Genomic DNA, 22,767 nt, shown 5'->3' with positions numbered 1-22,767 from the left:
GGCCAGTGCAATTGAATATTTATGGAAAGATGATGCCAGGGTCAGGTGGGGAACTGCCTGGGTCTGGTGTGAAGAGGTGCGTTATGGGACTAAATCTGCTGCACTCCAATGACCAGCAAGGCGCGTTTCCCAAGAGCTGGTATGCGGCCACGGCAACTCCCTTGGCCCCCTTTGCGCCACTCTCGGGCGAGACCCGCGCCGATGTCTGCATCATAGGCGGCGGCTATACTGGCCTGTCGGCGGCGCTGCACCTGGCCGAGGCGGGCCTGGATGTGGTGCTGCTGGAGGCGCACCGGGTTGGATTTGGCGCCTCGGGGCGCAATGGCGGCCAATTGGGTAGTGGCCAGCGTATGGACCAAGAGGGGCTTGAGGGTTTTGTTGGCGCGGCCGAGGCGCAGAAGCTGTGGCAGCTGGGGGAAGAAGCCAAAGATCTGGTGAAATCGCTGATCGTAAAACATGACATAGACTGCAACCTGCGCCCCGGCGTTGCCTGGACTGGGTCAAACCCGCGCGAGGTCTCGCATCTGCACGACTATGCTCGCTTGCTGCAGGATCGCTATGACTATGGTGAGATCGAGCTGCTATCGCCAGAGGACTGCCAACTGATGTGCCCTTCACCTGACTATAGGGGTGGGATTTTGGACCACGGGGCCGGGCATCTGCACCCCCTGAACCTAGCGCTTGGGTTGGGGGGTGCCGCATCTGCTGCTGGCGCCCGGATCCATGAGGGCAGTGAGGTTCTGGAGATCACCGAAGGTGCCGAAGTGCGGGTCAAGACCACCACTGGCGAGGTTCGGGCCAATCATTTGATCCTGGCCTGCAACGGCTATCTTGGCGGGCTCAACCGCCAGGTGGCGGCCAGGGTCATGCCGATCAATAATTTTGTCGTGGCCACGGAACCCCTGGGGGAAAGGGCCGACAGGGTGCTCAGCCGTGATGTGGCGGTAGCGGATAGCAAGTTTGTGGTCAATTACTTCCGCCTTAGCCATGATAAGCGGCTGCTGTTTGGCGGTGGCGAAAGCTATGGATATCGCTTCCCCACAGATATCGAATCCCTGGTGCGCAAGCCGATGAGACAGATCTTTCCACATCTGCGGGATGTGAAGGTTGACTATGCCTGGGGCGGAACCCTGGGCATTACCATGAAACGGATGCCCTATCTGGCACGGCTTGGGCCCAATGTGCTCTCGGCCTCGGGCTACTCAGGCCATGGAGTTGGCACCGCCGTTCACGCCGGACAGCTGATGGCGCGGGCCATTCAGGGCGAGGCTGAAGGGTTTGACACCCTGTCGCGGGTTCCTGCGCCCAGCTTTCCCGGTGGTCCCAAAATGCGATCCCCCTTGCTGGCTCTGGCCATGACCTGGTTTGCCCTGCGCGATCGGATTGGTTTCTAGGCCATTGCGGGGTCTGTCAGATCCAGCCTGACGCAACAGTTTTGTGAAATTCCACCAAAAAGAGTGCTGCGCTTTGGAGCAGCTCTTGGCATGGGGCGCGGATTGATTTAAGTTTATCAAATCCAGAATTCAGGAATTTGAAATATGAACCAGGCTCCCAATGTTCACGCGGCGGAATCCATCCCCGAGGCGGCCCGCGAGGCAATCGATGCGCTGATGCAATCTGGCGATCTGTTTCGCTACACCGCGCCTGAAAATGCGCCGGTTGCTCTGTTGGAACAGGAATTTGCCGCCCTATTGGGGAGCAAATACGCGCTCGCGGTCTCCTCTTGTTCAGCGGCGCTGTTTCTGTCCCTGAAGGCCCTGGATTTGCCGCGTGACGCGCGTGTCCTGATCCCCGGCTTTACCTTTGCGGCTGTGCCCTCTTCAGTGATCCATGCCGATTGTGTGCCGGTTCTGTGCGAAGTGGGGGAGAACTATCGGATCGATCTGGCTGATTTTGAGGCCCGTCTAGCGGACAATATTAGCGCGGTGATCATCAGCCATATGCGCGGCCATACCTCTGATATGGATGCCATTCTGGCGCTCTGCGAAACACGTGACATTCCGGTGATCGAGGATGCCGCCCATTCGCTTGGCACCACTTGGAACGGGCGCAATATCGGCACCCTTGGGAAAATCGGCTGTTTCTCTTTTCAGTCCTACAAGATGATCAATGCCGGCGAAGGTGGGATTCTAATTACTGATGATGCCGATCTGGTGGCCCGCGCCGTGATCATGTCCGGCGCCTATGAGCACAACTGGCAAAAGCACAAAGGCCCCATGGGCGATAACAGCCCGGATCTGGCGGATGCTTTTGCCAGGTGGCAAAACCAGTTGCCGCTCTATAACCTGCGGATGAGCAATCTCTCGGCTGTGGTGATCCGCCCGCAGCTGCCGGAACTGGCCCGCCGGGTGCGCGACGGGTTGAAGAACCACGACTATGTCGCGGCAAAGCTCAATGCCTCGCCCTATTTTGACGTGCCCGCGCCGTTGGCGCCAGAGCAGCGCGCGCCGGATTCGATCCAGTTCAATCTGGTGGGCATGAGCGCTAATCAGATCAGTGCCTTCTCCGAGGCCACCGCCGAGGCTGGCGTCAAGGTGCAGATTTTTGGCCGCTCGGCGGACAATGCCCGCGCCTTTTGGAACTGGCAGTTTATTTCGGATCTGCCAGAGCTGCCGCAGACCCGGGCGATGCTGATGCAGGCCTGTGATGTACGCCTGCCGGTGCGTCTGACCAAGGCAGAGCTGGACGTGGTCGCACAGATCCTGATCGACGCGGTCACCAACACCATGGCGCAGGCCGCGGCCTAGACCGACCTTCAGAACATCACGGTGACGCGCCGCGCCATGGCGCGGCGCCGGGCCCAACCAAATAATGCGCCTCTTTTGGGGGGGCTTTCTTTGGGCGGGAGCCCCGCCTTTTCCTGAGGGCATCCATCTGTTTTCAAACAAAAAGGCTCCGATTCAATCGGAGCCTTTCCTTTTTCTATTCACGCAGACCCAAAGGGGTAAGGCCTATTTCAGTTTGGACAGTTTATCCTGCAGCTCGGACAGCTGGCGCTTGATCGCATCCAAATCTTCACCGCTCTCCTCTGCCTCGGCAGGCTCTTCTGGCACCGGGCTGCTGCCGCCCCATCCGCCAGAAAGACCGCCAGACAGACCACCGGGCAAACCGCTGGTCATCGCCTTGAGAAAAGCTTCCTGCTGTGCCTTCATCGCGTCAAACCCCGGGATCTGCGACATCGGATTCATCGCCGAGATATTCTCAACCATCTGCGATTGGCTGTCGCGCAGCATATCAAAGGAGGCCTGCAGGAACTGTGGCATCACCCCGCCGCCGGGCTGCATATAGCTGCGCACCAGATCGTTCAGCACATTGACCGGCAGGACATTCTCGCCCCGGCTTTCGTGTTCAGCGATAATCTGCAGCAGATATTGCCGCGTCAGGTCATCGCCAGACTTCAAATCCACGATCTGAACTTCGCGCCCTTCCCGGATAAACCCCGCAATATCCTCCAGCGTGACATAGTCGCTGGTCTCGGTGTTATACAAACGCCGGCTGGCATAACGCTTGATCAGCAGGGGTTTTTCCTGGTCCGCCATACTGTCCCTCCCCGGACATGATGCATTGCAGAAAAAGACTATGCGAGCGCAGAACAAAAGAAAAGCCTGCAGAATCTTATGGTCTTGCAGGGCCGCTTGCCCCAGGGCTCCCCAAACAAGTCATTTTCTGCTTGAGCTAAACCTAACTTGAAGTTTTATACCCTCCCCCATAGCAACAAGGAGAGATCACGTGAAGATTTTGATCCTGGGGGGCACGGGCTCCATCGGCAGCGCGGTAACCGCAGAACTCGTCCTGGGAAGCCATGAGGTGGTGGGCCTGTGCCGCTCGGAGGCTTCAGCGCAAAAACTGGTCGCCCTAGGGGCGCGGCCCTGGAGGGGAGACCTGTGCCAGCCCGAGACCTGGCAGGCAGCCCTGGAGGGGATCGATGTCGTCATTCAACTGGCCAGCACCTTTGGTCCCGACATGGGCGAGGTTGATGCTCAGGCTGTCACCGCCATTCTGGAAGCAGCTCGCGGACGCTCCCAGCCTCTGCGGGTGCTCTATACCGGGGGCTGCTGGCTCTATGGGGAGACCGGCGATCTCACCGCTTCGGAGACCAGTCCGCAGCGCCCGATCCCGGCCTTTTCCTGGATGCAGGACAGCGCCAACCGACTGCTACAAGGGAGCAATATCGCCTGCGGCGTCATTCATCCCGCCATGGTCTACCACGAAGACGGCGGCGGCGTGTTTTCCCGGATGTTGTCGCAGGCCGCCTCTGGTCTGCCGGTGGAGGTCTGGGGCAGCATCTCCACCCGGTGGCCGCTGGTGCATCGCCGCGATCTGGCGCGAGCCTATCGGATGTTGGCCGAACAGCCTGAGCTCACAGGGCATTTCAACGTCTCCGCCCAGACCGGCGTGGCGGTGCGGGAAATTCTTGGAGAGATCAGCAGCCGCTATGCCCATGACGGCAGCTATGTGGTACGCAACCGAAAACATGTGATGTTCAAATACGGCGACTGGGCCGAGGGCCCTACCCTGGATCAGCAAATGCGCGCCGACAAAATCCAGGCCTTCTGCGGCTGGCGCCCGGAAATTCGCGATTTCACTCAGGCGGAATTCTAGCCCTGCGCAGTGCATCCATCAGAAGTTACAGATGGCCCAAAGAAAAAGGACAGGTCGAGGCGACCTGTCCTTTCTTCACGCAAGCTCCGGATCATTTGCAGGGAGGAGCCATGATCCGGGGCTTGGTGATCAACCCGATTGGGTTGCTTATTTCGCTGCAGCTTTTTTAGCGGCAGTTGTCACGTCATTGGTGGCTTTTTTGACAGCGGCAGTGGCTTCTTCGCCCATGTCTTTGCCGGCAGCCATCAGCAACTCAACGGTTTCCATCTGAACTTTTTTGGCGACTTCAGCAAACGCGGCCATGTTCTCAGCTGCAACTTCGGCAGAAGCGCTGGCGAAATCAGTGGCGGATTTAGCATATTCGGCTGGATCAGCCTGAGCTTTGGAGATGCCAGACATCTTGGTCAAAGCGTCTTTGGTCCATTTGCTGGAGATCTCCGAGGACTGTTCAGCAGCGCCCAGAACAACAGCGCTCAGCTTTTCGTTCAGCGCGGCTGTGTTTTTGAAGGCGTCTTCCATGGCGGATGTATCCACTGGGAATGCGCCCATCATGTCTTTCATCATTGCGGTAAAATCTTGGGTCTTAGCCATTGTACTGGTTCCTCTGGTTGCCATCTCGGGACCACCCCGCGTTTCAGCATGAGGAATATATACTTTCTGCATCGCAGCATTTCAAGATATTTCTTGCTGCAATGCAGAAAAACTATCGCAAAGCCCAATAAATCAAGAGCTTGCTCTCGCCTGCACATAGCTACCGGGGGCCTGCTCCAACGGCGGGTTGTCCGAATCGCCCGGCTCGCGTGCCTCGACTTGCTTGCCGGACCGCTTCTTCAACCAGCTTTCCCAGCGGGGCCACCACGAGCCTTCGTTAAACTTGGCCCCTTCCATCCAGGCCTCAGGATCCAGCTTCAGGTCATCATTGGTGTAATGGCCGTATTTCTTGCGACTGGGCGGGTTGACGATGCCAGCGATATGGCCGGACTGCGACACGATGAAATTCTTGCTGCGCCCGCCCATCTGTTGCACGCCTTTGTAACAGTTGTCCCAGGGGGCAATATGATCCGTCTCGCAGGTAATCGCCATCAGCGGGATATCAACGTCCTTGAGCTTCAGTTCTTCACCAAAGAGCTCAAACCCGCCATCGGCAAATTCATTGCCCTGGCACAACCCGCGCAGATATTGCACCGCCATCTTGCCCGGCAGATTGGCGCCATCGCCGTTCCAGTAGAGCAGATCAAAGGCCGGCGGGGTTTCCCCTAGCATATAGCTGCGGATGGCTGGACCATAGACCAGGTCATTGGCCCGCAGATAAGAGAAAGTCCGCGCCATGATGTACGAAGGCAGCACCCCGTCCTCGCCGATCTCTTCGACAATGGCATCGACAAAATCATTTTGTAGGAAGGGGGTGAAATCCCCCTGATCAGAGAAATCCGTCAGCGCCGTAAACAGGGTCGCCGATTTCACCGATTTATCGCCACGTTTTTTCATCAAGGCCAGGGTCAGGCTCAGCGTGGTGCCCGCGATGCAATAGCCAATGGCATTGACCTGCTTGACCTTACAGATCTCCTTGGCCTTGTTGATCGCCGTCAGGAACCCTTCTTCGATGTATTCCTCCATCCCCACATCGGCGTAATCGCCGTTTGGATTGATCCAGGAAACTACAAACAGGGTGTAGCCCTGCTCGGTCACCCATTTGATCAGGCTGTTCTGCGCCTTGAGGTCGAGGATATAGAATTTGTTGATCCAGGGCGGGAACAGCACGATTGGAATATCATGCACGGTCTCTGTGGTGGGGTGATACTGGATCAGCTCCATCATCCGGTTTCGATAGACCACCTCACCGGGCGAGGTGGCGATATTGCGTCCGATTTCAAAGGCGCTCTCATCGGCCAGCCGCACCACTAACTCACCATTGTTGGCTTCCAGATCATTGACCAGGTTCTGCAACCCATCGATCAGCGATTGCCCCTCGGTCTCCAGCGCCTTCTCCAGCGCATCCGGGTTGGTGGGCAGAAAATTGGTCGGCGCCATCATGTTGATGATCTGGTCCGAGAAATAGCTGAGCCGGTGCCGGTCGATTGGCTCCAGATCATCGACCTCCTCCACCGCCGCGCGGATGGTTTCGGCATTGGTCAGATACTGCTGTTTTATGAAGTTAAAATAGGGATTCTTGTCCCACATCGGGTTGCCAAAACGGCGATCCCCCGGTGCTGGCTGTGGCGCATCTTCTTGCTGCTGGGCGGCCATGGCCTGCTGCGCTTCGGCAAAGTTCAGTACAGATTTCCCCCAGAACTCCACCTGCTGTTCCATCAATTTAGCTGGGTTTTGAAGGATTTCGCTCCAATAAGAGGTTGCTGCACGTGCAAAGAGCTCCTGATTCGGACCGTCCAACCCTGGGTGATGTCCCTTTCTGGCTGCCATGATCTCAACCAGCTTCTGCGAGAGTTGATCAACCCGTTCCATATTTTCCTTAAGGCGTTCAATGTGTTCCGGCGAAGTGCCATGGTCCAATGCGTCACTTGTTGTCATCTTAAGGAATCCCCCATACTCTTTCTGCTGTGCAGAATACTGGTTTATCCATGTTACGCCAAAGCGACGAAAGGTCCGAGGCCCTGCATGAATTCCGTCCCCTGTGTGGGATTTGGGGCGGCCAGTAAAAGGAAAGCCTTATGCGCTATATGATGTCGTACGACTTGATGGAAACCGCCCGGAACATGAACCAATGGCTGGGTGCCAGTGCATTGTCGATGGCCTCCTACCCCGCCTTTTCGGCCATTCCCAACCCGGCGCTCAACTGGATGGCAGCCTGGGGCGAAGTCACCGAACGCACCTTTCACCGCATGACCGTCAAACCCGACTGGGGCATCCGTACCTTTACCTGCGAAGACGGCAAGGACCATCTGGTCGAGGTCACCCCAGTTGTGGAGCGTGATTTTGGCGATCTGCTGCATTTCCGCGTTGCCGGTCGCAAAGAACAGCCCCGCAAGGTTCTGATTGTCGCGCCAATGTCCGGCCACTATGCAACCCTGCTGCGCTCCACCGTCAAAAGCCTGATCGTCAACTGTGAAGTCTATATCACGGATTGGCACAATGCCCGCGACATTCCGGTTTCTGCAGGCAAGTTCGACATCGAAGACTATACGCTCTATCTGGTTGATTTCATGCGTGAACTCGGCCCAGACACCCATGTCGTTGCGGTCTGCCAACCAGCGCCCCTAACCCTCGCCGCCACCGCATATCTGGCCGAGCAGGACCCCAAGGCGCAGCCCTCCTCGCTGACCCTGATTGGCGGTCCGGTAGACCCTGATGCAACCCCAACCGAAGTCACCGATTTTGGCCGTCGTGTCACCATGGGCCAGCTCGAAGAGACCATGATCCAGCGCGTCGGCTTTAAGTACAAAGGCGTTGGTCGCAAGGTCTACCCTGGCCTGCTGCAGCTGTCGTCTTTCATGTCGATGAACATGGACCGCCACTCGCAGGCCTTCTCTGACCAGATCCAACGCGCCAGCCGTGGCGAAGCCTCGGATCACGATGCCCACAACCGTTTTTATGATGAATATCTGGCGGTGATGGACATGACGGCAGAGTTCTACCTCTCCACCGTTGAGCGCGTATTCAAAGCCCGCGAAATTGCCCGGAATGAATTTGTCGTTGATGGTCACAAGGTCGATATCGGCGCGATCACCGATGTGGCGGTCAAAACCGTTGAAGGCGCCAATGATGACATTTCAGCCCCTGGCCAGTGTATCGCCGCGCTGGATCTTTGCACCGGCCTGGCTGACAGCAAAAAGGCCAGCCATGTGGAGCCCGGTGCCGGACACTACGGTATCTTTGCCGGGCGCAGCTGGCGCGACAATATCCGCCCGCTGGTGATTGATTTCATGGATGCCAACAGCCGCAAGCCCAAAGCGGCCAAGAAACCCAAAGCCAAGGCAAAGCCTGCCGCGACCAAGGCGGCAAAGGCCTGATCAGATGGAGGCCGGAGACTGCGCCTTTTCCTGTTCCTGCGGCAGCCTGACCGGGCATGTCTCAGCCGAAGGGTTGAAATCTGGTCTCCGGATCAAGTGTTTCTGCCCCGATTGTCGCGCTGGCGAGCTGCATCACCAACAGCCTGATCCGGTCGAAGGCGTGGATCTGTTTCAACTCGCCCCCCATGCGATCACCATCACCGCGGGGGCAGAGCACCTCAAACTGATGCGCCTTGGCCCCAAGGGCCTGTTTCGCTGGTACGCGGGATGCTGTGGCACCCCCTTTGCCAATACCCTTGCCAAACCGCAGCTGGCCTTTGCCGGGATGCGGTCTGATCTCTTCGCCGATCCGGCCCTGTTAGGCAAGGTGCGGGCCAGATCCGCCGTGGTGCGTGCTGGAAAGCCTCCGCGCAATGAGGGCATGATGCGCATGGTTTGTGGGATCTTCTCGCGGATGATCACCGCCCGCCTGTCTGGCCTATGGCGCCAGACCCCGTTTTTTGATGCAGACACAGGCAAGCCGGTGGCCGAGCCTGAGGTGCTCTCCAAAGAGGTTCGCGCCGCGCTATACAAATAGACCTTTAATTTCAGTCTGGTACGGCATCACTGGTCGGGGCCACCAGCCAGTTCAGCAGGGCTTGATTGACCGCCTCTGGCTGTTCCAAACCCGGCAGATGCCCGGCCCCTGCGATCACTTCCAAACCGGCATGCGGGATCAGCTCGGCCAGAAATTCATGGCGTTTGACCGGCGTCAGGCGGTCATATTCCCCGCACATGATCAAAGTCGGCACCTGACAGCGCCGCGCCGTGGCCTGCTGATCCAACCGGCGCTGCAGGGCGCGGCTTTGGTCGACAAACAGCTCTGGCCCCAGGTCCAGCCCCATCTGGCGCACCAGGTTGAGGATCTCCATACGGCGGGTCCCCGGTGCCAGAACGTCCGGTGGCAGCGATTGTTGCAGGGCCTTTTCCAGCCCGCCGGTCCGGGCGCTGATGATCAGCGGCTCGCGCATGGCGGCCTGATCCGGCGTTTCCGACAGCGGTGTCGTTGCCATCAGGCACAGACGGGTGATCCGCCCCGGTGCGCGGCGCAGGATCTCCAGCGCAACAATGCCCCCCATTGACAGACCGGCCAGGGCAAAGCGCTCTGGCAGCATGGTCAGGATATGATTGGCGATATCTTCCACGCGGGCACCACCATGCAGTGGTGCCACCATAACCGGAGCCTGGGCGGACAGGGCTTGGATCTGCGGCGCAAAGACTCGCGCATCGCACATCATGCCCGGCAGCAAGACCACTGGCTCGCGCCCCCAATTCCCCGATTGCTCCATAGCAACAGCCCTTTACCCATTGAATTCCGGCGCATTTCTCGATGACCCCTACCACAGAGACCCACACTGGAACGACCTTTGTCATATCACTCTTGCGGTGACTTTGCGTCAGGAGCAAGTGGCATTTCACCCTCGCCTTCGCCACAGTCTTTTATTTGCCGCGTGGAGCCTTTGCCTGAAGCGCCATTTTAACTCGCCAGTTTCAATAGCCATTCCAGCAAAAGGCGCCCTCAGGCGACAGAGGCGAAAACGGGTTATGCGCCAGTTCCCAGATATGGCCATCCGGTGTGCGAAAATAGCCGATGTAGCCGCCCCAGAACACCTCTCCGGCTGGGCGCAGAACCTCAGCCCCTGCGGCAATAGCCAGCGCCATCAATTCATCCACCTCTTTGGCGGAGCGGGTGTTGTGACTGAGGGTCATCGCACCGGTGCCAAGCGCCTCTACCGGCAGGCCGATGTCTTCGGCCAGCTTGTCCAAAGGATAAAGCCCCAGCGTCTGCGAGATCAGATCAAAGGCAATAACGCCGTCGGGGCTGTCGGCCCGCTGCCAGCCCAGCGCGCTATAGAACTCAGCCGCCTTTGAGATGTCTGGCACCCCCAGTGTGATCAGGCTTACGCGCTGTTCCATTTTCCGCTCCATTATCCCATCACCTCCAAAACAGCGGCTTCGATCAGGGCCAGACAGGGCTCGTCTGAAAACCGGTGATCCGCGTCCTTGACCAGCGTGAGCCGCATATCGGTGCAATTGGCATGGCTTAGCAGCCGCAGAGCTGTTTCAGTAGAGACGGCCGTATCCGCCGTACCTTGCAGGCAGCGCAGCGGAAAGGGCAGATCCAAGGGATCGCGCAGAACCAGACGTGTGCGGCCATCCTCGATCATCCGCTTGCTGATGCGATAAGGCTCCATATAGTCGCTGGGCAGTTCCACATAACCACGGGTCTCCAGTTCGGCCTTCTGCGCCGCGTCAAAACTGGCCCAATAGCCATCCTCGGTAAAATCAGGTGCTGCGGCCACCGTCACCATGCCACAGATCCGGTCCGGAATGGCCTTGGCCAGCAACAGCGCCTGCCAGCCTCCCATCGAGGAGCCCACAACCACCACTGGCCCCTCGGTCAATTCTGTCACTGTGGCCAGGGAATCTTGGTGCCAATCACCAATGCAGCCCTCCTCAAAAGTGCCAGAACTTTCGCCATGGCCAGAATAATCAAACCGCAGGAAGGCCTGCCCGCGCGCCCGGGCCCAGGCCTCCAGATGCACCGCTTTGGTGCCTTCCATGTCCGACTTCAAGCCGCCTAGGAAGATCAGGGTCGGCCCCTTTCCCGTATGGTGGTGATAGGCAATTTTGCGCCCTGCGCTGGTGGTCAGAAACTTTGGTGCCGTCATGTCCCGCTCTCCCTGTTGCGCCCAAGATGTGCCATGCAGGCGGCAGCGCCGCAATTGCAAACTCTCCTCTGTCAAAACCGCCCGAGGAAAGGCTTCTGCAAAACATCAGACCTACCAGACTTGCTCCGCCAAAGGACTGCGCCTAGGGTGCGTGGAATTTTGCACCACAGATCCGGGGCCAGAACATGACAGGCGTTATGCGCACCATCTTTTTGATTATGTTGTCCCTTCTGGTGGCCATTGCCAGCCTCTGGGCTGCCTTGGCGCTGTGGTACCGGCTGCCTTTTGGCGAGATGCTGCGCCTTGGGTTTGCCCTCGGGTTTGCAATTCTGGGCCTCGCAGTGATCATTGGCCTCTTCCGCCCACGACGGCTGCGCGCCCTTGCCACCTTTTGTCTGGCCCTCGCGGCGGTGACCACATGGTGGATGACCATCACCCCTCCCAGCACCCGCAACTGGGCGCCTGATGTGGCGCGGCAGGTCACCGGCCAGATCGACAGCTCCACCCTCACTCTCACAGATGTCCGCAACTTCACCTGGCGCAGCCCCACAGATTTTGACGTCAACTGGGAGGGCCGCAGCTACGACCTCGACCAATTGCAAAGCGTCGATCTGTTTATGTCCTACTGGTCCGGCCCGGCCATGGCCCATATGATTGTCAGCTTTGGCTTCAGCACCGGCGAACAGATCGCCTGGTCTGTCGAGGTGCGCCGCCAGATCGGCGGTGGCTTCTCTCCCGTTGCCGATATGTTCAAAACCAACACCCTGTCGATTGTCGCCGCGGATGAGCGCGACCTGGTCGGCACCCGCACCAATGCCCGAGGCGAAGACGTGCAGCTGTTTCGGATCAACACTACGCCGGAAAAGGCCCGCGCTCTGTTGTTGCAATATGTCGCCGCCTCCAACCGGCTTGCACAGCGCCCGCAATGGTACAACTCGCTCTTCACCAATTGCACCACAGTGGTGTTTCAGATGATCCGCACCATTGTTGGCGAGGTCCCGCTGGACTGGCGCGTTCTGGCCAATGGCTACCTGCCGCACTATGCCTATGATGCCGGGGTTCTGGACAGCCGCCTGCCGCTGCAAGCCCTGATCGAACAGGGGCGTATCACTGCCCGCGCCAAGGCCCATGGGCTCACCCCGGACTATTCCACCATGGTGCGCGAGGGCGTGCCTTCGCCTTTGGAGAACTAAACCAGCCTCCCCCCCCTTTCAATTGGCCACAAATATCCCGGGGAGCGCGAGGGGCTGGCCCCTCGCCATCTTGACAGCCCTCAAATCTCCTGCGACATCACCCCTATCACATAACCCGCAACCGGGCGTTCAGTGGGCGCCAAACCGACGAGGAGCAGCCAGACCATGGCCCAAATCTCTCTCACATTCCCCGATGGCAATGCACGCGACTATGACGCTGGCGTCACCGCAGCCGAAGTTGCCGCTTCCATCTCGACCTCCCTTGGTAAAAAGGCAATCTCTGCCACCCTGGATGGCCAGCACTGGGACCTGCAATGGCCGATCCAACAGGATGCCAGCATTGCCCTGCATACCCTCAAGGACGAAGCGCAGGCCAACGAGCTGATCCGCCACGACCTAGCGCATGTCATGGCCCGCGCCGTGCAGGAGATCTGGCCCGACACCAAAGTCACCATTGGCCCGGTCATTGAAAACGGCTGGTACTACGATTTTGACCGCGCCGAGCCCTTCACCCCCGAAGACCTCGGCGTCATCGAGAAAAAGATGAAGGAAATCATCAACAAGCGCGAGCCTGTCAGAACCGAGGTCTGGGAACGTCAGCGGGCGATTGATTTCTACACCGCCAATGATGAACCCTATAAGGTCGAGCTGATCGAGGCCATTCCCGGGGACGAGCCGCTGCGCATGTACTGGCATGGCGATTGGCAGGATCTGTGTCGTGGTCCGCACCTGCAGCATACCGGGCAACTGCCGGGCGATGCCTTCAAACTGATGTCCATTGCCGGCGCCTATTGGCGCGGTGACAGTGACCGCGCCATGCTGCAGCGGATCTACGGCGTTGCTTTCACCGGCAAGGAAAAGCTGAAAGCCCATCTGAATATGCTGGAAGAAGCTGCCAAACGCGACCACCGCAAGCTGGGCCGCGAAATGCAGTTGTTCCATATGCAGGAAGAGGCACCCGGTCAGATCTTCTGGCATCCCAATGGCTGGCGTGTCTACACCACCCTACAGGACTACATGCGCCGCATGCAAAACCGCGATGGCTACCAAGAGGTCAACACCCCTCAGGTGGTCGACCGCAAGCTCTGGGAGAAATCCGGCCACTGGGACAAATACCAGGAAAACATGTTCATCGTCGAAGTAGACGAGGATCATGCCCGCGAAAAAGCCGTCAATGCGCTGAAGCCGATGAACTGCCCCTGCCATGTTCAGGTGTTCAACCAGGGTCTCAAATCCTACCGCGATCTACCACTGCGCCTTGCCGAATTTGGCTCGTGCAACCGCTATGAGCCCTCAGGGGCGCTGCACGGCATTATGCGGGTGCGTGGCTTTACGCAGGACGATGGCCATATCTTCTGCGCCATGGACCAGATCGAAGACGAGACCAAGAAATTCATCGCCTTCCTCGCTCGGGTCTACGCTGACCTTGGCTTCAACGACTGGACCATCAAGCTGTCGACCCGTCCGGAGAAACGGATCGGTTCGGATGAGACCTGGGACATGTTGGAAAAATCCCTAGGCGATGCCTGCAATGCAGCCGGCTATGAATTCGAGCTGTTGCCCGGCGAAGGTGCCTTTTATGGCCCCAAGCTGGAGTTCACTCTGACAGATGCCATTGGCAGGAACTGGCAGTGCGGCACTCTGCAGGTGGATACCAACATGCCTGAAAGGCTTGAGGCCAGCTACATCGGTCAGGACGGCAACAAACATCTGCCTGTGATGCTACACCGCGCCACCCTGGGCTCGTTTGAGCGTTTCATTGGCATTCTAATCGAAGAACACGCCGGCAAGCTGCCATTCTGGCTGGCCCCGCGCCAGGTTGTTGTCGCCTCCATCACCTCGGAGTCTGATGACTATGTGCAGGAGGTTGTGGAAGCCCTGCGCGGCGTCGGCGTTCTGGCCGAGGCCGATATTCGCAACGAAAAGATCAACTACAAGGTCCGCGAGCATTCGCTGGGCAAGGTGCCTGTGATTCTGGCGATCGGCCACCGCGAAGTCGAAGAGCGCACCGTGTCGATCCGCCGTTTGGGCGAAAAACAGACCCGTGTGGACAGTCTCGAGAATGTTACAAAGGCGCTTGGACTGGAAGCTACCCCACCCGACCTTTTGTAACATTTTCCGCAAATCAGACCTAAAGCGGCCCCCATTTGGGGGCCGTTTTGTTTCAACATCCCGTTTTTCTCCTTATTTACATAGCCCTAAAGGTCGCAGCTCGGTCACACCGGCTAACGCGACTGTGAGACACGCGCTCGTGACTTAAACTCCAGAGAACCTCGGGTTAGGTTTCTTGTGTCACCAAGACAGCGCAAGCCCAATCAGAAGGAATTCATGAGATGTCGAAAACTTCCAAATCTCTCGCCGTTGCAGGCGCCGTTGCCGCCGCTCTGACCGCAGCCGCCACCATGCCCGCCGCCGCCGGCACCAAGGAAAAATGCTACGGCGTTTCGCTGGCTGGTCAGAATGATTGCGCCGCCGGTCCTGGCACCACCTGCGCAGGCACTTCGACCGTAGATTACCAAGGCAACGCCTGGACCCTGGTAGATTCCGGCACCTGCGCCGATATCGACCTGCCCGACCTCGCCGATGGTGGCAAGCGTGCGGGCTCGCTCGACGCGCTGGAGCGTGATCTGCCCGCATAAGGCCGCCCGCTGAACTCCCCTTCAAGAGGGCGGAAGCCAACCTCCTGCCCTCTTGACCCACCAATTGATCCACTGCGATCAACTGCCCCTGCTCGGCGAGCCACAAAGGCCGCCCTACTGATCTATCCCGCTTCGTGAGATCCGCCATGTTTGAGACATCAGCCACAGGCTCCCTGCCGGATGCGCCCGGTGTCGGCTACAAGCCACAGCATTTTGCCGAGATCATGGAGAATGCGGATCCGGTACAATGGCTGGAAATCCATGCGGAAAACTACATGGGAGAGGGCGGCCGCCCCTTGGCGCAGCTGCGCCACCTGGCCGAGAGATTTTCCATTTCCGTGCACGGCGTTGGCCTATCGATTGGCGGCGAGGCGCCGCTGGATGCAGAACATCTCGCCCGATTGAAGCATCTGGTAGGCTGGCTGAATCCGGCCAGTTTTTCCGAACATCTCGCCTGGTCGACCCATGACGGACATTTCTACAATGACCTGCTGCCACTGCCCTATACCAATGACACTCTGAGCCGCGTCTGCAGCCATATCGACCAGCTGCAAGAGGTGATTGGCCGCCCCATGCTGCTGGAAAACCCTTCCAGCTATCTCGCCTTTACCGAAAGCACCTGGTCCGAGCCGGAATTCCTGTCCGAGATCAGCCGCCGCACCGGTTGTGGCCTGCTATTGGACGTGAACAACGTCTTTGTCTCGGCCACCAATCTGGAGTTTTCACCACAGGGCTACATCGATGCCTTTGCGCTCAACCAGGTTGGCGAGATTCACCTTAGCGGCCATGACGAAGACAGCGATGATCAGGGCCGCCCACTGCTGATCGACAGCCATGGCCGCGCGGTGGTGGATCCGGTCTGGGCCCTTTTGGACTACACGCTGGAGCGCGCAGGGGCCAAACCCCTGCTCATCGAATGGGATAATGATGTGCCGGACTGGCCCCTGCTGGCGGCCGAGGCCGAACGCGCGGCTTTTGCACTGTCCAGCCTGCCCACGACAACAGGCCAGCCTGTGCAAAGCAAAGTCTCCGCATGACAATTCTGGACCTCAAAGATGGCGCAGCACTGGTCGATCAGGCCAGTTTCACCCGTGCCGTGATGGAAGCATCAGCACCTGTGCCCCTGGGGCTGGTGGATCAGGACAATACCCCCGCGGGGCGCCGGTTTTCGGTCTACCGCAACAATGTTGCGGTCTCTTTGACCGAGGCGATGCACAGCGCCTTTCCGGTCATTACCAAATTGCTTGGGCGTGAAAACATGGATGGTCTGGCAGGCATCTTTCTGCGCGCCCATCCCCCCAGCTCGCCGCTGATGATGTTCTATGGCGCTGAATTTCCGACCTTTCTCGAAGGTATGGCGCAGCTGAACCACCTTGGTTACCTTGGCGATATTGCCCGGTTAGAGCTGGCCCTGCGCCAAGCCTATCATGCCGCCGACGCAGAGCCCATTGACCCACAACTCCTCGCCAGCCAGTCCGAACATGACCTGCTCGCCGCCGCCGTTACCCTGGCCCCAGCTGTGCAGCTACTGTGCTCCCCTTGGCCGATCCATGCCATCTGGCTGATGAACACCGAGGCCGGAGCGCCTCCGCCACAGACCGGTGCGCAGAATGTACTGATCACCCGAGCCGAATTTGATCCTGTACCGCAGGTATTGTCCGCCGCCGAGGCCCGCTGGGTTTCTGCGTTGCAAGAGGGCGCCAGCATTGGCGAGGCACTTGAGCAGGCAATGCAATTGGACACAGATTTTGACCTTGGACCCCCGCTGACCCTGCTGTTGCAGGGCGGTGCAATAACTGGATTAGAAAGCAGAAGGTAACGCCATGCACGCAGTTGTCTCCATGTACACTTCCCTTGCCGACAGGCTTGATAAATCATCGGATTTTATTGTCCCCACCCTGGCGCGTCTTGTCTTTGCTGCCGTTTTGCTGGTCTATTACTGGAACTCCGCCGGTCTCAAGATTGATGGTTCGATCTTTTCGCCCTCTGCCGGTGCCTTTGGCCAGATCTTCCCCAGGGCCGCCGAAGAGGTGCTTTATGATGTGTCACAGCTGAATATCCTGCAGCGATTGGTGATCTTTGGCGGCACCGTTGCGGAATATGTGTTGCCTGCCTTGATCCTCCTTGGCCTGCTGACTCGGCTCGCGGCGCTTGGCACCATCGGGTTTATCTGGGTGCAAACCATTGTTGATGTCACCGGCCATGGCGTTAAGCTAGGTAGCCTGTTTGACAACAGCATCGGCCTGATTGATCAGCGGGTGATGTGGAGTTTCCTGCTGCTGGTTTTGCTGTTCAAAGGCGCAGGCGCCCTGTCACTGGATGCCATTCTGCGCCGTGTGATGGCACCCGCCACCGCATAGGCCCCATCAAAACAGCCAAATCAAAAGGCGCCCTGCACAAGCAGCGGCGCCTTTTCTATCTCTGCTAGATCCAATTTTTCAGGCCAGCCCCAGCGCGGCCTGTGTGGGTTTGTCCCAGCCCAAGAACAGCTCTTCCCCGTGTTGAATCAAGGGTCGCTTCATCAGCGCCGGGTGTTCTTGCAGCAGATCCAGCGGCGCGCGGATGCGGTCTTCATTGCTCAACCCACGCCAGGTCGTGGAGCGGGTATTCACCAGCTTGTCGCCAAACTGTGCCAGTGCCTGGGTCAGAATCTCCGCTGGGACGCCCTCTGCGCGCACATCCCTAAGGCGGCACTCGGGGAGTTGTTTCAAAGCCTTGCGGCAGATGTCACAGTTTTTCAGCCCATATAGGATCATCTATTTCTCTTCCCGGTGCGGGATCAGCACAATCTATGAGCGAATGCGCCCTACCCACTTGATTTATTTTTTTGGCATGCAACAGTTGCCCCTGTGGTCAAGTGACCCTCTAGCGAAAGACGCCGCCCAAGGATTAGCGCGGGCCAGGAGAGGGGAACAAGACCCATAATAACTGGGCTGCCCAGAACAACACGCAAGTTAGAAGGAGACACGGGAAATGCCAAGTGGCACCGTGAAATGGTTTAACACCACCAAAGGTTTTGGATTCATCGCCCCCGAGGGTGGCGGCAATGACGTATTTGTACATATCTCACAAGTAGAACGATCCGGTCTGACCGGTCTCGAAGACAACATGAAAGTTGAATACGAGCTCACCGAAGGGCGAGACGGGCGACAGATGGCCAGCGATATCAAACTCGCTTAGATCCACCGCAAAACAGCCAATTGCAGCCTGATGAGGGCTAGTTCCGGCCCTCAGCCAGAGGCCGGAATGCGCAGGTATTCTACCATCGTGCAGGCCGGATCAGCGCTGCGCAGATCAGTTGTGCCGTGATGGCGCCACTGATCTGGCTGGATCTCGGGGAAATGCGTATCAGCCTCTTCGACCTCGATGGCGACTTCGGTGATCAAAAGCCGATCCGCGAGCGGCAACATCTCACGGTAGATGCCGGCACCACCAATGCCATAGACCCGACGATAGCCCTGAGCATAAGCGGCCTTGATGGCCTTGGCGACGGATGAATAGACCTCATCCGCTGCTGCCGGGTTGGAAGAGACCACCAGGTTCAATCTATTTTTCAACGGCCTAAAAGGCAGGCTATCCCAGGTATTGCGCCCCATGATCACTGCCCCACCAAGGGTCTCGCGCTGGAAAGCCTTCAGGTCTTCTGGGGCTCGCCAGGGAATAGTGTTGTCCTTGCCAATGGCGCCATTGCGGTCGCGGGCAACAATCAGAGTAATCATGGAGGGTCTGCCTTAAAACAAGGGAGCGGCCTTGGGGCCGCGCCCAAAGAATGGATTGCTCAGGATGAGACGGGTTCGACCGCATCACACCGCGACGGGCGCCTTGATGCCGGGATCCGGATCATATCCCAGAACTTCAAAATCCTCATAGGTAAAATCAAAGATCGAAGTGACCTCACCTTTGATGCGGATCTGCGGCAGGGGTTTGGGCTCGCGTGACAGCTGCAGGGCGACCTGATCCTGGTGGTTGGAATAGATATGCGCATCCCCCAGGGTATGGATGAAATCCCCCGGTTCATAGCCGGTGACATGGGCCAGCATCAGCTGCAACAAAGCATAAGAGGCGATATTGAACGGCACCCCAAGGAACATATCTGCCGAGCGCTGATAGAGCTGCAGGTGCAGTTTGCCGCCAAGAATGCGCACCTGCCACAGGGTATGGCAGGGCGGCAGCGCCATTTCTGGCACATCCGCAGGGTTCCAGGCTGAAACAATCAGGCGGCGACTGTCCGGACTGGTTTTGATCATCTCGATCAGGTCCGTGATCTGGTCCACAGTCCCGGCCCGGTACAGCGGTTCATCGCCCGTGGTTCCCGGAGCCAGTTCCAGCTTAGGGAAACTGCGCCACTGATGGCCGTATACCGGCCCAAGGTCGCCATTTTCATCGGCCCATTCATCCCAGATCGAAACACCGTTGTCCTTGAGGTATTTGATATTGGTATCGCCAGATAGGAACCAGAGCAGTTCGTGGATGATCGACCGCAGGTGCAGTTTCTTGGTGGTGACGAGGGGAAAGCCATCCGCCAGCGGATAGCGTGCCTGCATGCCAAAACAGGAAATTGTGCCGGTTCCGGTGCGGTCACTGCTGGACACTCCGGTTTCCAGAATCTGGCGCAAAGCCGCGTGATATTTCTGCACTGTGGTCCCTCTCCGAGGCTGGATAGCTGTGCCACAGCTATAGCTCTGCGCATCAACATTTAGCAAGTCCGCCGCGGCGGCCACATCCCCTTGTGGACGAAAGGGCGCAGCAAAGCGCCAGACGGATCGGCTCGCAAGGAACAAAACACCAGGTCAGGTCACAAAGCTTTGCCTCTTTGTGCCGTTGGGTCCCTCAAAAGATCGTGGCTTCTGGCTCTGCGAATCGATTTGTTTGCGCCTATAGTGAGGCCAGATCTATCTGACCCACAAACACCCGGATCCGGTGGCTGGCCCACAAGCCTGTGCGCCGGGGTGTTTCAACCTTTGAGGATGCTCGCGCATGGCGCTCACTTATCTGCACGTAATGGTTCGGGTGAAAGACCTGGAAAAATCCAGAGCCTTTTACGAACTCCTTGGTCTGCGGGAAACCCGCCGCTACGACAGTGAAAAAGGCCGCTTCACCCTGCTTTATCTTGCGGCCCCTGGCCAAGAGGAAACTCCGGTGGAGCTGACCTACAACTGGGATGGTGATGACGGGCTGCCAAGCGATAGCCGTCATTTTGGCCATCTGGCCTATGGCGTCGACAATATCTACGAGACCTGCCAGTTCCTGCAGGACAATGGTGTGACCATTAATCGCCCGCCCCATGACGGCCGCATGGCCTTTATCCGTTCGCCTGACAATATCTCGATCGAGCTTTTGCAAAATGGCGAGGCGCTGGAGCCAGCAGAGCCCTGGACCACCATGGGCAATACCGGCCACTGGTAGGCGCGCTGTTCTGGGACTTTGCTGAACGGGCACGTGGTGTCGGGGTTTTGACTTCGGCATCACCGCCCCTAGCAAGGGTGCAAAACACGAGGGCACAGCGCAGCCTGGCAATGCAGGGCCAAATGAAACGGCGCTGAATGAGCCTGTGCCAAAACTAAAAACGCACCGCCGATCCTTTTGGATCAAGACGATGCGATCTATAGCGAACTCGATTTCTTCAAGCTGGATGCAACTGCAAAACAGTCAAACCAATGTTTTTGGTGTGTGGTAGCGCAATTCTTGCACCCCATAAGTCTTTGCTCAGGGACCTGAGTCCCAAAGCCGCTGTTTAGTAGATATAGCGGATCTGATCCGACCAATAGCGCTCCACGCGCTTCAGCGAGCCTGTGATGTCAGCAATGCCTTCGCGGCTGATAACATCCTTGCCCTCTAGACCTTCGGCGTGACGTGCAAAGAGGCCCGCAACAATATCGCGGATCTCACGACCGCGCGGTGTCAGGCGAACCCGAACAGAGCGACGGTCAATCTCGCAACGCTGATGGTGCATATAGTCCAGCTCAACCAGCTTTTTCAGATTATAGCTGACATTGCTGCCCTGATAGTAGCCACGGCTTTTCAGTTCGCCGGCGGTGACCTCATTGTCACCTACGTTGAACAAAAGCAGTGCCTGCACCGCGTTGATTTCCAGAACGCCTACGCGCTCAAACTCATCCTTGATCACGTCCAGCAACAGCCGGTGAAGTCGTTCCACCAGCGCCAGCGCTTCAAGGTAACCAGTCATGAACCCTTTGCGGTCCTGCTGGCCAATTGGCATTTCCATACTCATTCGCATCTCCGACTCGAGTTTGCTCAGGAGAGAATGCAGAAAATTCCCCAAAAATGCGTTAAGCTGGTTTTTTATTTAGTTTGATGCGTTTGTGCGATGTCTTTGATCAGCGCTTCATAGGGGCTGGGCGTCGCCACCTGGCCCGTCACCCATTGATAAAGGTCCTGATCATTTTCATGCAGGAGCTGATCATAGAGATCCAGCGTGCTGGCCTCCATGCGCGGCAGGTTGGCATCGGCATAGGCCGTCAGCAAGATATCCATCTCTTTGATACCACGCCGCATGGAGCGCATTTTCAAACGCTTCAGGCGGTGCTCATAGGTTTCTGTCGGCTCAGTCATATCAGGATCTCACGTGGTGGCGGCGCTCTGCACCAGGGTGCGGAGTTTCTTTTCCAGCCGGGCAGCGCGTTCCGCATTGCTGCGCATCTCGTTGCGCAGGGCGCGCAGCTCTTGCAGGATGCCGGCAAAATCGCCCACTTCGATATCCATCTCGCTTGGCTCGGTCATGCCCTCGCCTTCGCCGGTCAACAGCCAGGACATGGAGACATTGAGCAGGCCAGAGACCATCGACAGCTTATTGGCGCGCGGTTCAGACAGATCCTGCTCCCAGCCCATCAGAGTGGTTTTTTTGACCCCAAGCCGACGCGCAAGCTGCGCCTGCGTCATGTCGGCGGCCTCGCGGGCAGCAGCCACACGATCGCCAAAAGTCGCGGCCTCTGGTCCGAACCAATCTGTTGTTTCGTCAGACATTATGTCATCTCCGTTCAGGTCTGTATCAATGTTGCTTGATCGAGATTTAGTGGCACCCTATGACAGTTGCCAGGAACATTCAAACAGGGACCAGCCGTAATGTCTTTCCTCTCCAAGACCCTCGAGCGTGTAAAACCGTCGCCCTCCATTGCGATCTCAACGCTCGCCGCCGAGCTGAAGGCCGCAGGCCGTCCCGTGATCGGGTTAAGCGCCGGTGAGCCGGATTTTGACACGCCGCAAAACATCAAGGATGCGGCCTGTGCGGCCATCGCCGCAGGCAAGACAAAATACACCGCCCCCGATGGTATCATCGAACTGAAACAGGCGATCTGCGCCAAGTTTTTGCGCGAAAATGGCCTGACCTATGAACCCGCACAGGTCTCGGTTGGAACTGGTGGCAAACAGACCCTCTATAATGCGCTGATGGCGACCCTCAACCCCGGAGATGAGGTGATCATTCCCGCCCCCTATTGGGTGAGCTACCCGGATATGGTGCTGCTGGCCGGGGGCACCCCAGTTGCGGTTGAGGCCAGCCTCGAAACAGATTTCAAACTGACGCCCGAACAGCTGGAAGCGGCGATCACCCCCCAAACCAAATGGTTCATCTTCAACTCCCCTTCCAACCCCAGCGGCGCCGGCTATAGCCGGGATGAGCTGAAAGCGCTGACAG

26 protein-coding genes are annotated in these 22,767 nt (G+C 58.1%); 14 read left to right on the top strand and 12 right to left on the bottom strand.

The window, feature by feature from the left end; all coding sequences use genetic code 11:
- The first annotated feature begins 83 nt into the window (after nt 1–83).
- The gene (locus ABJP42_RS12265) at nt 84–1,394 is read left to right on the top strand and encodes an NAD(P)/FAD-dependent oxidoreductase (protein ID WP_348340731.1); all 1,311 of its coding nucleotides are present in this window, start codon (nt 84–86) and stop codon (nt 1,392–1,394) included.
- Nucleotides 1,395–1,538: 144 nt separating this feature from the next.
- Complete coding sequence (locus ABJP42_RS12260) at nt 1,539–2,747, top strand: DegT/DnrJ/EryC1/StrS family aminotransferase (protein ID WP_348340729.1); 1,209 nt, start codon at nt 1,539–1,541, stop codon at nt 2,745–2,747.
- A gap of 204 nt (nt 2,748–2,951) precedes the next feature.
- On the opposite strand, the gene phaR is transcribed toward ABJP42_RS12260, so the two are convergent.
- Complete coding sequence (gene phaR, locus ABJP42_RS12255) at nt 2,952–3,539, bottom strand: polyhydroxyalkanoate synthesis repressor PhaR (protein WP_348340727.1); 588 nt, start codon at nt 3,537–3,539, stop codon at nt 2,952–2,954.
- A 190-nt stretch (nt 3,540–3,729) separates the two neighbouring features.
- Here phaR and ABJP42_RS12250 point away from each other — a divergent pair, with 190 nt between their 5' ends.
- Nucleotides 3,730–4,602, top strand: a complete 873-nt coding sequence (locus ABJP42_RS12250) for an NAD-dependent epimerase/dehydratase family protein (protein ID WP_348340726.1) — start codon at nt 3,730–3,732, stop codon at nt 4,600–4,602.
- Between the two features lie 147 nt (nt 4,603–4,749).
- Here the strand turns inward: ABJP42_RS12250 and ABJP42_RS12245 are convergent, their stop codons facing one another.
- Together ABJP42_RS12245 and ABJP42_RS12240 are read right to left on the bottom strand one after the other, a co-directional pair.
- Nucleotides 4,750–5,193, bottom strand: coding sequence for a phasin, PhaP (locus ABJP42_RS12245; RefSeq protein WP_348340724.1), 444 nt, complete (start codon nt 5,191–5,193; stop codon nt 4,750–4,752).
- A 132-nt stretch (nt 5,194–5,325) separates the two neighbouring features.
- Nucleotides 5,326–7,131 carry a PHA/PHB synthase family protein gene (locus ABJP42_RS12240; RefSeq protein ID WP_348340722.1) on the bottom strand — a complete coding sequence of 602 codons (1,806 nt, stop codon included), beginning with the start codon at nt 7,129–7,131 and terminating at the stop codon, nt 5,326–5,328.
- 140 nt (nt 7,132–7,271) lie between these two features.
- On the opposite strand from ABJP42_RS12240, the gene phaZ reads away from it, so the two are divergent.
- Both phaZ and ABJP42_RS12230 read left to right on the top strand, forming a co-directional pair.
- On the top strand, nt 7,272–8,570 hold the full coding sequence (phaZ, locus tag ABJP42_RS12235; RefSeq protein WP_348340720.1) for a polyhydroxyalkanoate depolymerase: 1,299 nt from the start codon (nt 7,272–7,274) through the stop codon (nt 8,568–8,570).
- Between the two features lie 4 nt (nt 8,571–8,574).
- Nucleotides 8,575–9,147, top strand: coding sequence for a DUF6151 family protein (locus ABJP42_RS12230; RefSeq protein ID WP_348340718.1), 573 nt, complete (start codon nt 8,575–8,577; stop codon nt 9,145–9,147).
- Nucleotides 9,148–9,157: 10 nt separating this feature from the next.
- On the opposite strand, the gene ABJP42_RS12225 is transcribed toward ABJP42_RS12230, so the two are convergent.
- The 3 genes from ABJP42_RS12225 to ABJP42_RS12215 form a co-directional block, all read right to left on the bottom strand.
- Nucleotides 9,158–9,898 carry an alpha/beta fold hydrolase gene (locus ABJP42_RS12225; RefSeq protein WP_348340716.1) on the bottom strand — a complete coding sequence of 247 codons (741 nt, stop codon included), beginning with the start codon at nt 9,896–9,898 and terminating at the stop codon, nt 9,158–9,160.
- Nucleotides 9,899–10,100: 202 nt separating this feature from the next.
- Nucleotides 10,101–10,526 carry a VOC family protein gene (locus ABJP42_RS12220; RefSeq protein WP_348340714.1) on the bottom strand — a complete coding sequence of 142 codons (426 nt, stop codon included), beginning with the start codon at nt 10,524–10,526 and terminating at the stop codon, nt 10,101–10,103.
- Nucleotides 10,527–10,537: 11 nt separating this feature from the next.
- The gene (locus ABJP42_RS12215) at nt 10,538–11,281 is read right to left on the bottom strand and encodes an alpha/beta fold hydrolase (protein ID WP_348340712.1); all 744 of its coding nucleotides are present in this window, start codon (nt 11,279–11,281) and stop codon (nt 10,538–10,540) included.
- A gap of 185 nt (nt 11,282–11,466) precedes the next feature.
- Between ABJP42_RS12215 and ABJP42_RS12210 the strand changes: the two genes are divergently transcribed.
- The 6 genes from ABJP42_RS12210 to ABJP42_RS12185 all read left to right on the top strand — a co-directional run bounded on the left by ABJP42_RS12210 (nt 11,467) and on the right by ABJP42_RS12185 (nt 17,473).
- Complete coding sequence (locus tag ABJP42_RS12210; RefSeq protein WP_348340710.1) at nt 11,467–12,474, top strand: Lnb N-terminal periplasmic domain-containing protein; 1,008 nt, start codon at nt 11,467–11,469, stop codon at nt 12,472–12,474.
- 165 nt (nt 12,475–12,639) lie between these two features.
- Nucleotides 12,640–14,586: a threonine--tRNA ligase gene (gene thrS / locus ABJP42_RS12205; RefSeq protein ID WP_348340708.1), complete on the top strand. Its 1,947-nt coding sequence runs from the start codon at nt 12,640–12,642 to the stop codon at nt 14,584–14,586.
- Between the two features lie 221 nt (nt 14,587–14,807).
- A complete protein-coding gene (locus tag ABJP42_RS12200) occupies nt 14,808–15,113 on the top strand; it encodes a BufA1 family periplasmic bufferin-type metallophore (protein ID WP_348340706.1) in 306 nt (101 codons plus the stop codon).
- A 146-nt stretch (nt 15,114–15,259) separates the two neighbouring features.
- Nucleotides 15,260–16,150, top strand: a complete 891-nt coding sequence (gene bufB / locus ABJP42_RS12195) for an MNIO family bufferin maturase (protein ID WP_348340704.1) — start codon at nt 15,260–15,262, stop codon at nt 16,148–16,150.
- The gene (locus tag ABJP42_RS12190) at nt 16,147–16,932 is read left to right on the top strand and encodes an HvfC/BufC N-terminal domain-containing protein (protein WP_348340702.1); all 786 of its coding nucleotides are present in this window, start codon (nt 16,147–16,149) and stop codon (nt 16,930–16,932) included. Before bufB ends, ABJP42_RS12190 begins: the two co-directional genes overlap by 4 nt.
- A gap of 4 nt (nt 16,933–16,936) precedes the next feature.
- Nucleotides 16,937–17,473: a hypothetical protein gene (locus ABJP42_RS12185; RefSeq protein WP_348340700.1), complete on the top strand. Its 537-nt coding sequence runs from the start codon at nt 16,937–16,939 to the stop codon at nt 17,471–17,473.
- Between the two features lie 78 nt (nt 17,474–17,551).
- On the opposite strand, the gene ABJP42_RS12180 is transcribed toward ABJP42_RS12185, so the two are convergent.
- Nucleotides 17,552–17,869, bottom strand: coding sequence for an ArsC/Spx/MgsR family protein (locus ABJP42_RS12180; protein ID WP_348340698.1), 318 nt, complete (start codon nt 17,867–17,869; stop codon nt 17,552–17,554).
- Between the two features lie 217 nt (nt 17,870–18,086).
- Here ABJP42_RS12180 and ABJP42_RS12175 point away from each other — a divergent pair, with 217 nt between their 5' ends.
- Nucleotides 18,087–18,293, top strand: coding sequence for a cold-shock protein (locus tag ABJP42_RS12175; protein ID WP_348340696.1), 207 nt, complete (start codon nt 18,087–18,089; stop codon nt 18,291–18,293).
- Nucleotides 18,294–18,343: 50 nt separating this feature from the next.
- Here ABJP42_RS12175 and ABJP42_RS12170 read toward each other — a convergent pair whose 3' ends face one another.
- The gene (locus tag ABJP42_RS12170; protein ID WP_348340694.1) at nt 18,344–18,832 is read right to left on the bottom strand and encodes a dihydrofolate reductase; all 489 of its coding nucleotides are present in this window, start codon (nt 18,830–18,832) and stop codon (nt 18,344–18,346) included.
- Between the two features lie 84 nt (nt 18,833–18,916).
- Nucleotides 18,917–19,750, bottom strand: coding sequence for a thymidylate synthase (locus ABJP42_RS12165; protein ID WP_348340691.1), 834 nt, complete (start codon nt 19,748–19,750; stop codon nt 18,917–18,919).
- Nucleotides 19,751–20,090: 340 nt separating this feature from the next.
- On the opposite strand from ABJP42_RS12165, the gene ABJP42_RS12160 reads away from it, so the two are divergent.
- A complete protein-coding gene (locus ABJP42_RS12160) occupies nt 20,091–20,519 on the top strand; it encodes a VOC family protein (protein ID WP_348340689.1) in 429 nt (142 codons plus the stop codon).
- Between the two features lie 328 nt (nt 20,520–20,847).
- Here ABJP42_RS12160 and ABJP42_RS12155 read toward each other — a convergent pair whose 3' ends face one another.
- The 3 genes from ABJP42_RS12155 to ABJP42_RS12145 all read right to left on the bottom strand — a co-directional run bounded on the left by ABJP42_RS12155 (nt 20,848) and on the right by ABJP42_RS12145 (nt 22,097).
- Nucleotides 20,848–21,345, bottom strand: a complete 498-nt coding sequence (locus tag ABJP42_RS12155; RefSeq protein ID WP_173907544.1) for a MarR family winged helix-turn-helix transcriptional regulator — start codon at nt 21,343–21,345, stop codon at nt 20,848–20,850.
- Nucleotides 21,346–21,416: 71 nt separating this feature from the next.
- A complete protein-coding gene (locus tag ABJP42_RS12150; protein WP_348340686.1) occupies nt 21,417–21,686 on the bottom strand; it encodes an FAD assembly factor SdhE in 270 nt (89 codons plus the stop codon).
- Nucleotides 21,687–21,695: 9 nt separating this feature from the next.
- Nucleotides 21,696–22,097 (bottom strand): helix-turn-helix domain-containing protein, encoded by a 402-nt coding sequence (locus ABJP42_RS12145; RefSeq protein WP_348340684.1) that lies wholly within the window; start codon nt 22,095–22,097, stop codon nt 21,696–21,698.
- A gap of 99 nt (nt 22,098–22,196) precedes the next feature.
- Here ABJP42_RS12145 and ABJP42_RS12140 point away from each other — a divergent pair.
- Nucleotides 22,197–22,767, top strand: a 571-nt coding sequence (locus ABJP42_RS12140) for an aminotransferase class I/II-fold pyridoxal phosphate-dependent enzyme (protein WP_348340683.1), incomplete at its 3' end; no start/stop codon positions are given.

Source organism: Pseudophaeobacter sp. (assembly GCF_039971195.1).
Lineage (GTDB): Bacteria > Pseudomonadota > Alphaproteobacteria > Rhodobacterales > Rhodobacteraceae > Pseudophaeobacter.
This window is presented reverse-complemented; position numbering and strand designations above follow the sequence as displayed.

Bases quoted from the DNA above. Each gene is read 5' to 3' on its own strand.
- ABJP42_RS12265 (WP_348340731.1), top strand. From the start codon at position 84: ATGGGACTAAATCTGCTGCACTCCAATGACCAGCAAGGCGCGTTTCCC.
- ABJP42_RS12260 (WP_348340729.1), top strand. From the start codon at position 1,539: ATGAACCAGGCTCCCAATGTTCACGCGGCGGAATCCATCCCCGAGGCG.
- phaR (WP_348340727.1), bottom strand. From the start codon at position 3,539: ATGGCGGACCAGGAAAAACCCCTGCTGATCAAGCGTTATGCCAGCCGG.
- ABJP42_RS12245 (WP_348340724.1), bottom strand. From the start codon at position 5,193: ATGGCTAAGACCCAAGATTTTACCGCAATGATGAAAGACATGATGGGC.
- ABJP42_RS12240 (WP_348340722.1), bottom strand. From the start codon at position 7,131: ATGACAACAAGTGACGCATTGGACCATGGCACTTCGCCGGAACACATT.
- phaZ (WP_348340720.1), top strand. From the start codon at position 7,272: ATGCGCTATATGATGTCGTACGACTTGATGGAAACCGCCCGGAACATG.
- ABJP42_RS12230 (WP_348340718.1), top strand. From the start codon at position 8,575: ATGGAGGCCGGAGACTGCGCCTTTTCCTGTTCCTGCGGCAGCCTGACC.
- ABJP42_RS12225 (WP_348340716.1), bottom strand. From the start codon at position 9,898: ATGGAGCAATCGGGGAATTGGGGGCGCGAGCCAGTGGTCTTGCTGCCG.
- ABJP42_RS12220 (WP_348340714.1), bottom strand. From the start codon at position 10,526: ATGGAACAGCGCGTAAGCCTGATCACACTGGGGGTGCCAGACATCTCA.
- ABJP42_RS12215 (WP_348340712.1), bottom strand. From the start codon at position 11,281: ATGACGGCACCAAAGTTTCTGACCACCAGCGCAGGGCGCAAAATTGCC.
- ABJP42_RS12210 (WP_348340710.1), top strand. From the start codon at position 11,467: ATGACAGGCGTTATGCGCACCATCTTTTTGATTATGTTGTCCCTTCTG.
- thrS (WP_348340708.1), top strand. From the start codon at position 12,640: ATGGCCCAAATCTCTCTCACATTCCCCGATGGCAATGCACGCGACTAT.
- ABJP42_RS12200 (WP_348340706.1), top strand. From the start codon at position 14,808: ATGTCGAAAACTTCCAAATCTCTCGCCGTTGCAGGCGCCGTTGCCGCC.
- bufB (WP_348340704.1), top strand. From the start codon at position 15,260: ATGTTTGAGACATCAGCCACAGGCTCCCTGCCGGATGCGCCCGGTGTC.
- ABJP42_RS12190 (WP_348340702.1), top strand. From the start codon at position 16,147: ATGACAATTCTGGACCTCAAAGATGGCGCAGCACTGGTCGATCAGGCC.
- ABJP42_RS12185 (WP_348340700.1), top strand. From the start codon at position 16,937: ATGCACGCAGTTGTCTCCATGTACACTTCCCTTGCCGACAGGCTTGAT.
- ABJP42_RS12180 (WP_348340698.1), bottom strand. From the start codon at position 17,869: ATGATCCTATATGGGCTGAAAAACTGTGACATCTGCCGCAAGGCTTTG.
- ABJP42_RS12175 (WP_348340696.1), top strand. From the start codon at position 18,087: ATGCCAAGTGGCACCGTGAAATGGTTTAACACCACCAAAGGTTTTGGA.
- ABJP42_RS12170 (WP_348340694.1), bottom strand. From the start codon at position 18,832: ATGATTACTCTGATTGTTGCCCGCGACCGCAATGGCGCCATTGGCAAG.
- ABJP42_RS12160 (WP_348340689.1), top strand. From the start codon at position 20,091: ATGGCGCTCACTTATCTGCACGTAATGGTTCGGGTGAAAGACCTGGAA.
- ABJP42_RS12155 (WP_173907544.1), bottom strand. From the start codon at position 21,345: ATGAGTATGGAAATGCCAATTGGCCAGCAGGACCGCAAAGGGTTCATG.
- ABJP42_RS12150 (WP_348340686.1), bottom strand. From the start codon at position 21,686: ATGACTGAGCCGACAGAAACCTATGAGCACCGCCTGAAGCGTTTGAAA.
- ABJP42_RS12145 (WP_348340684.1), bottom strand. From the start codon at position 22,097: ATGTCTGACGAAACAACAGATTGGTTCGGACCAGAGGCCGCGACTTTT.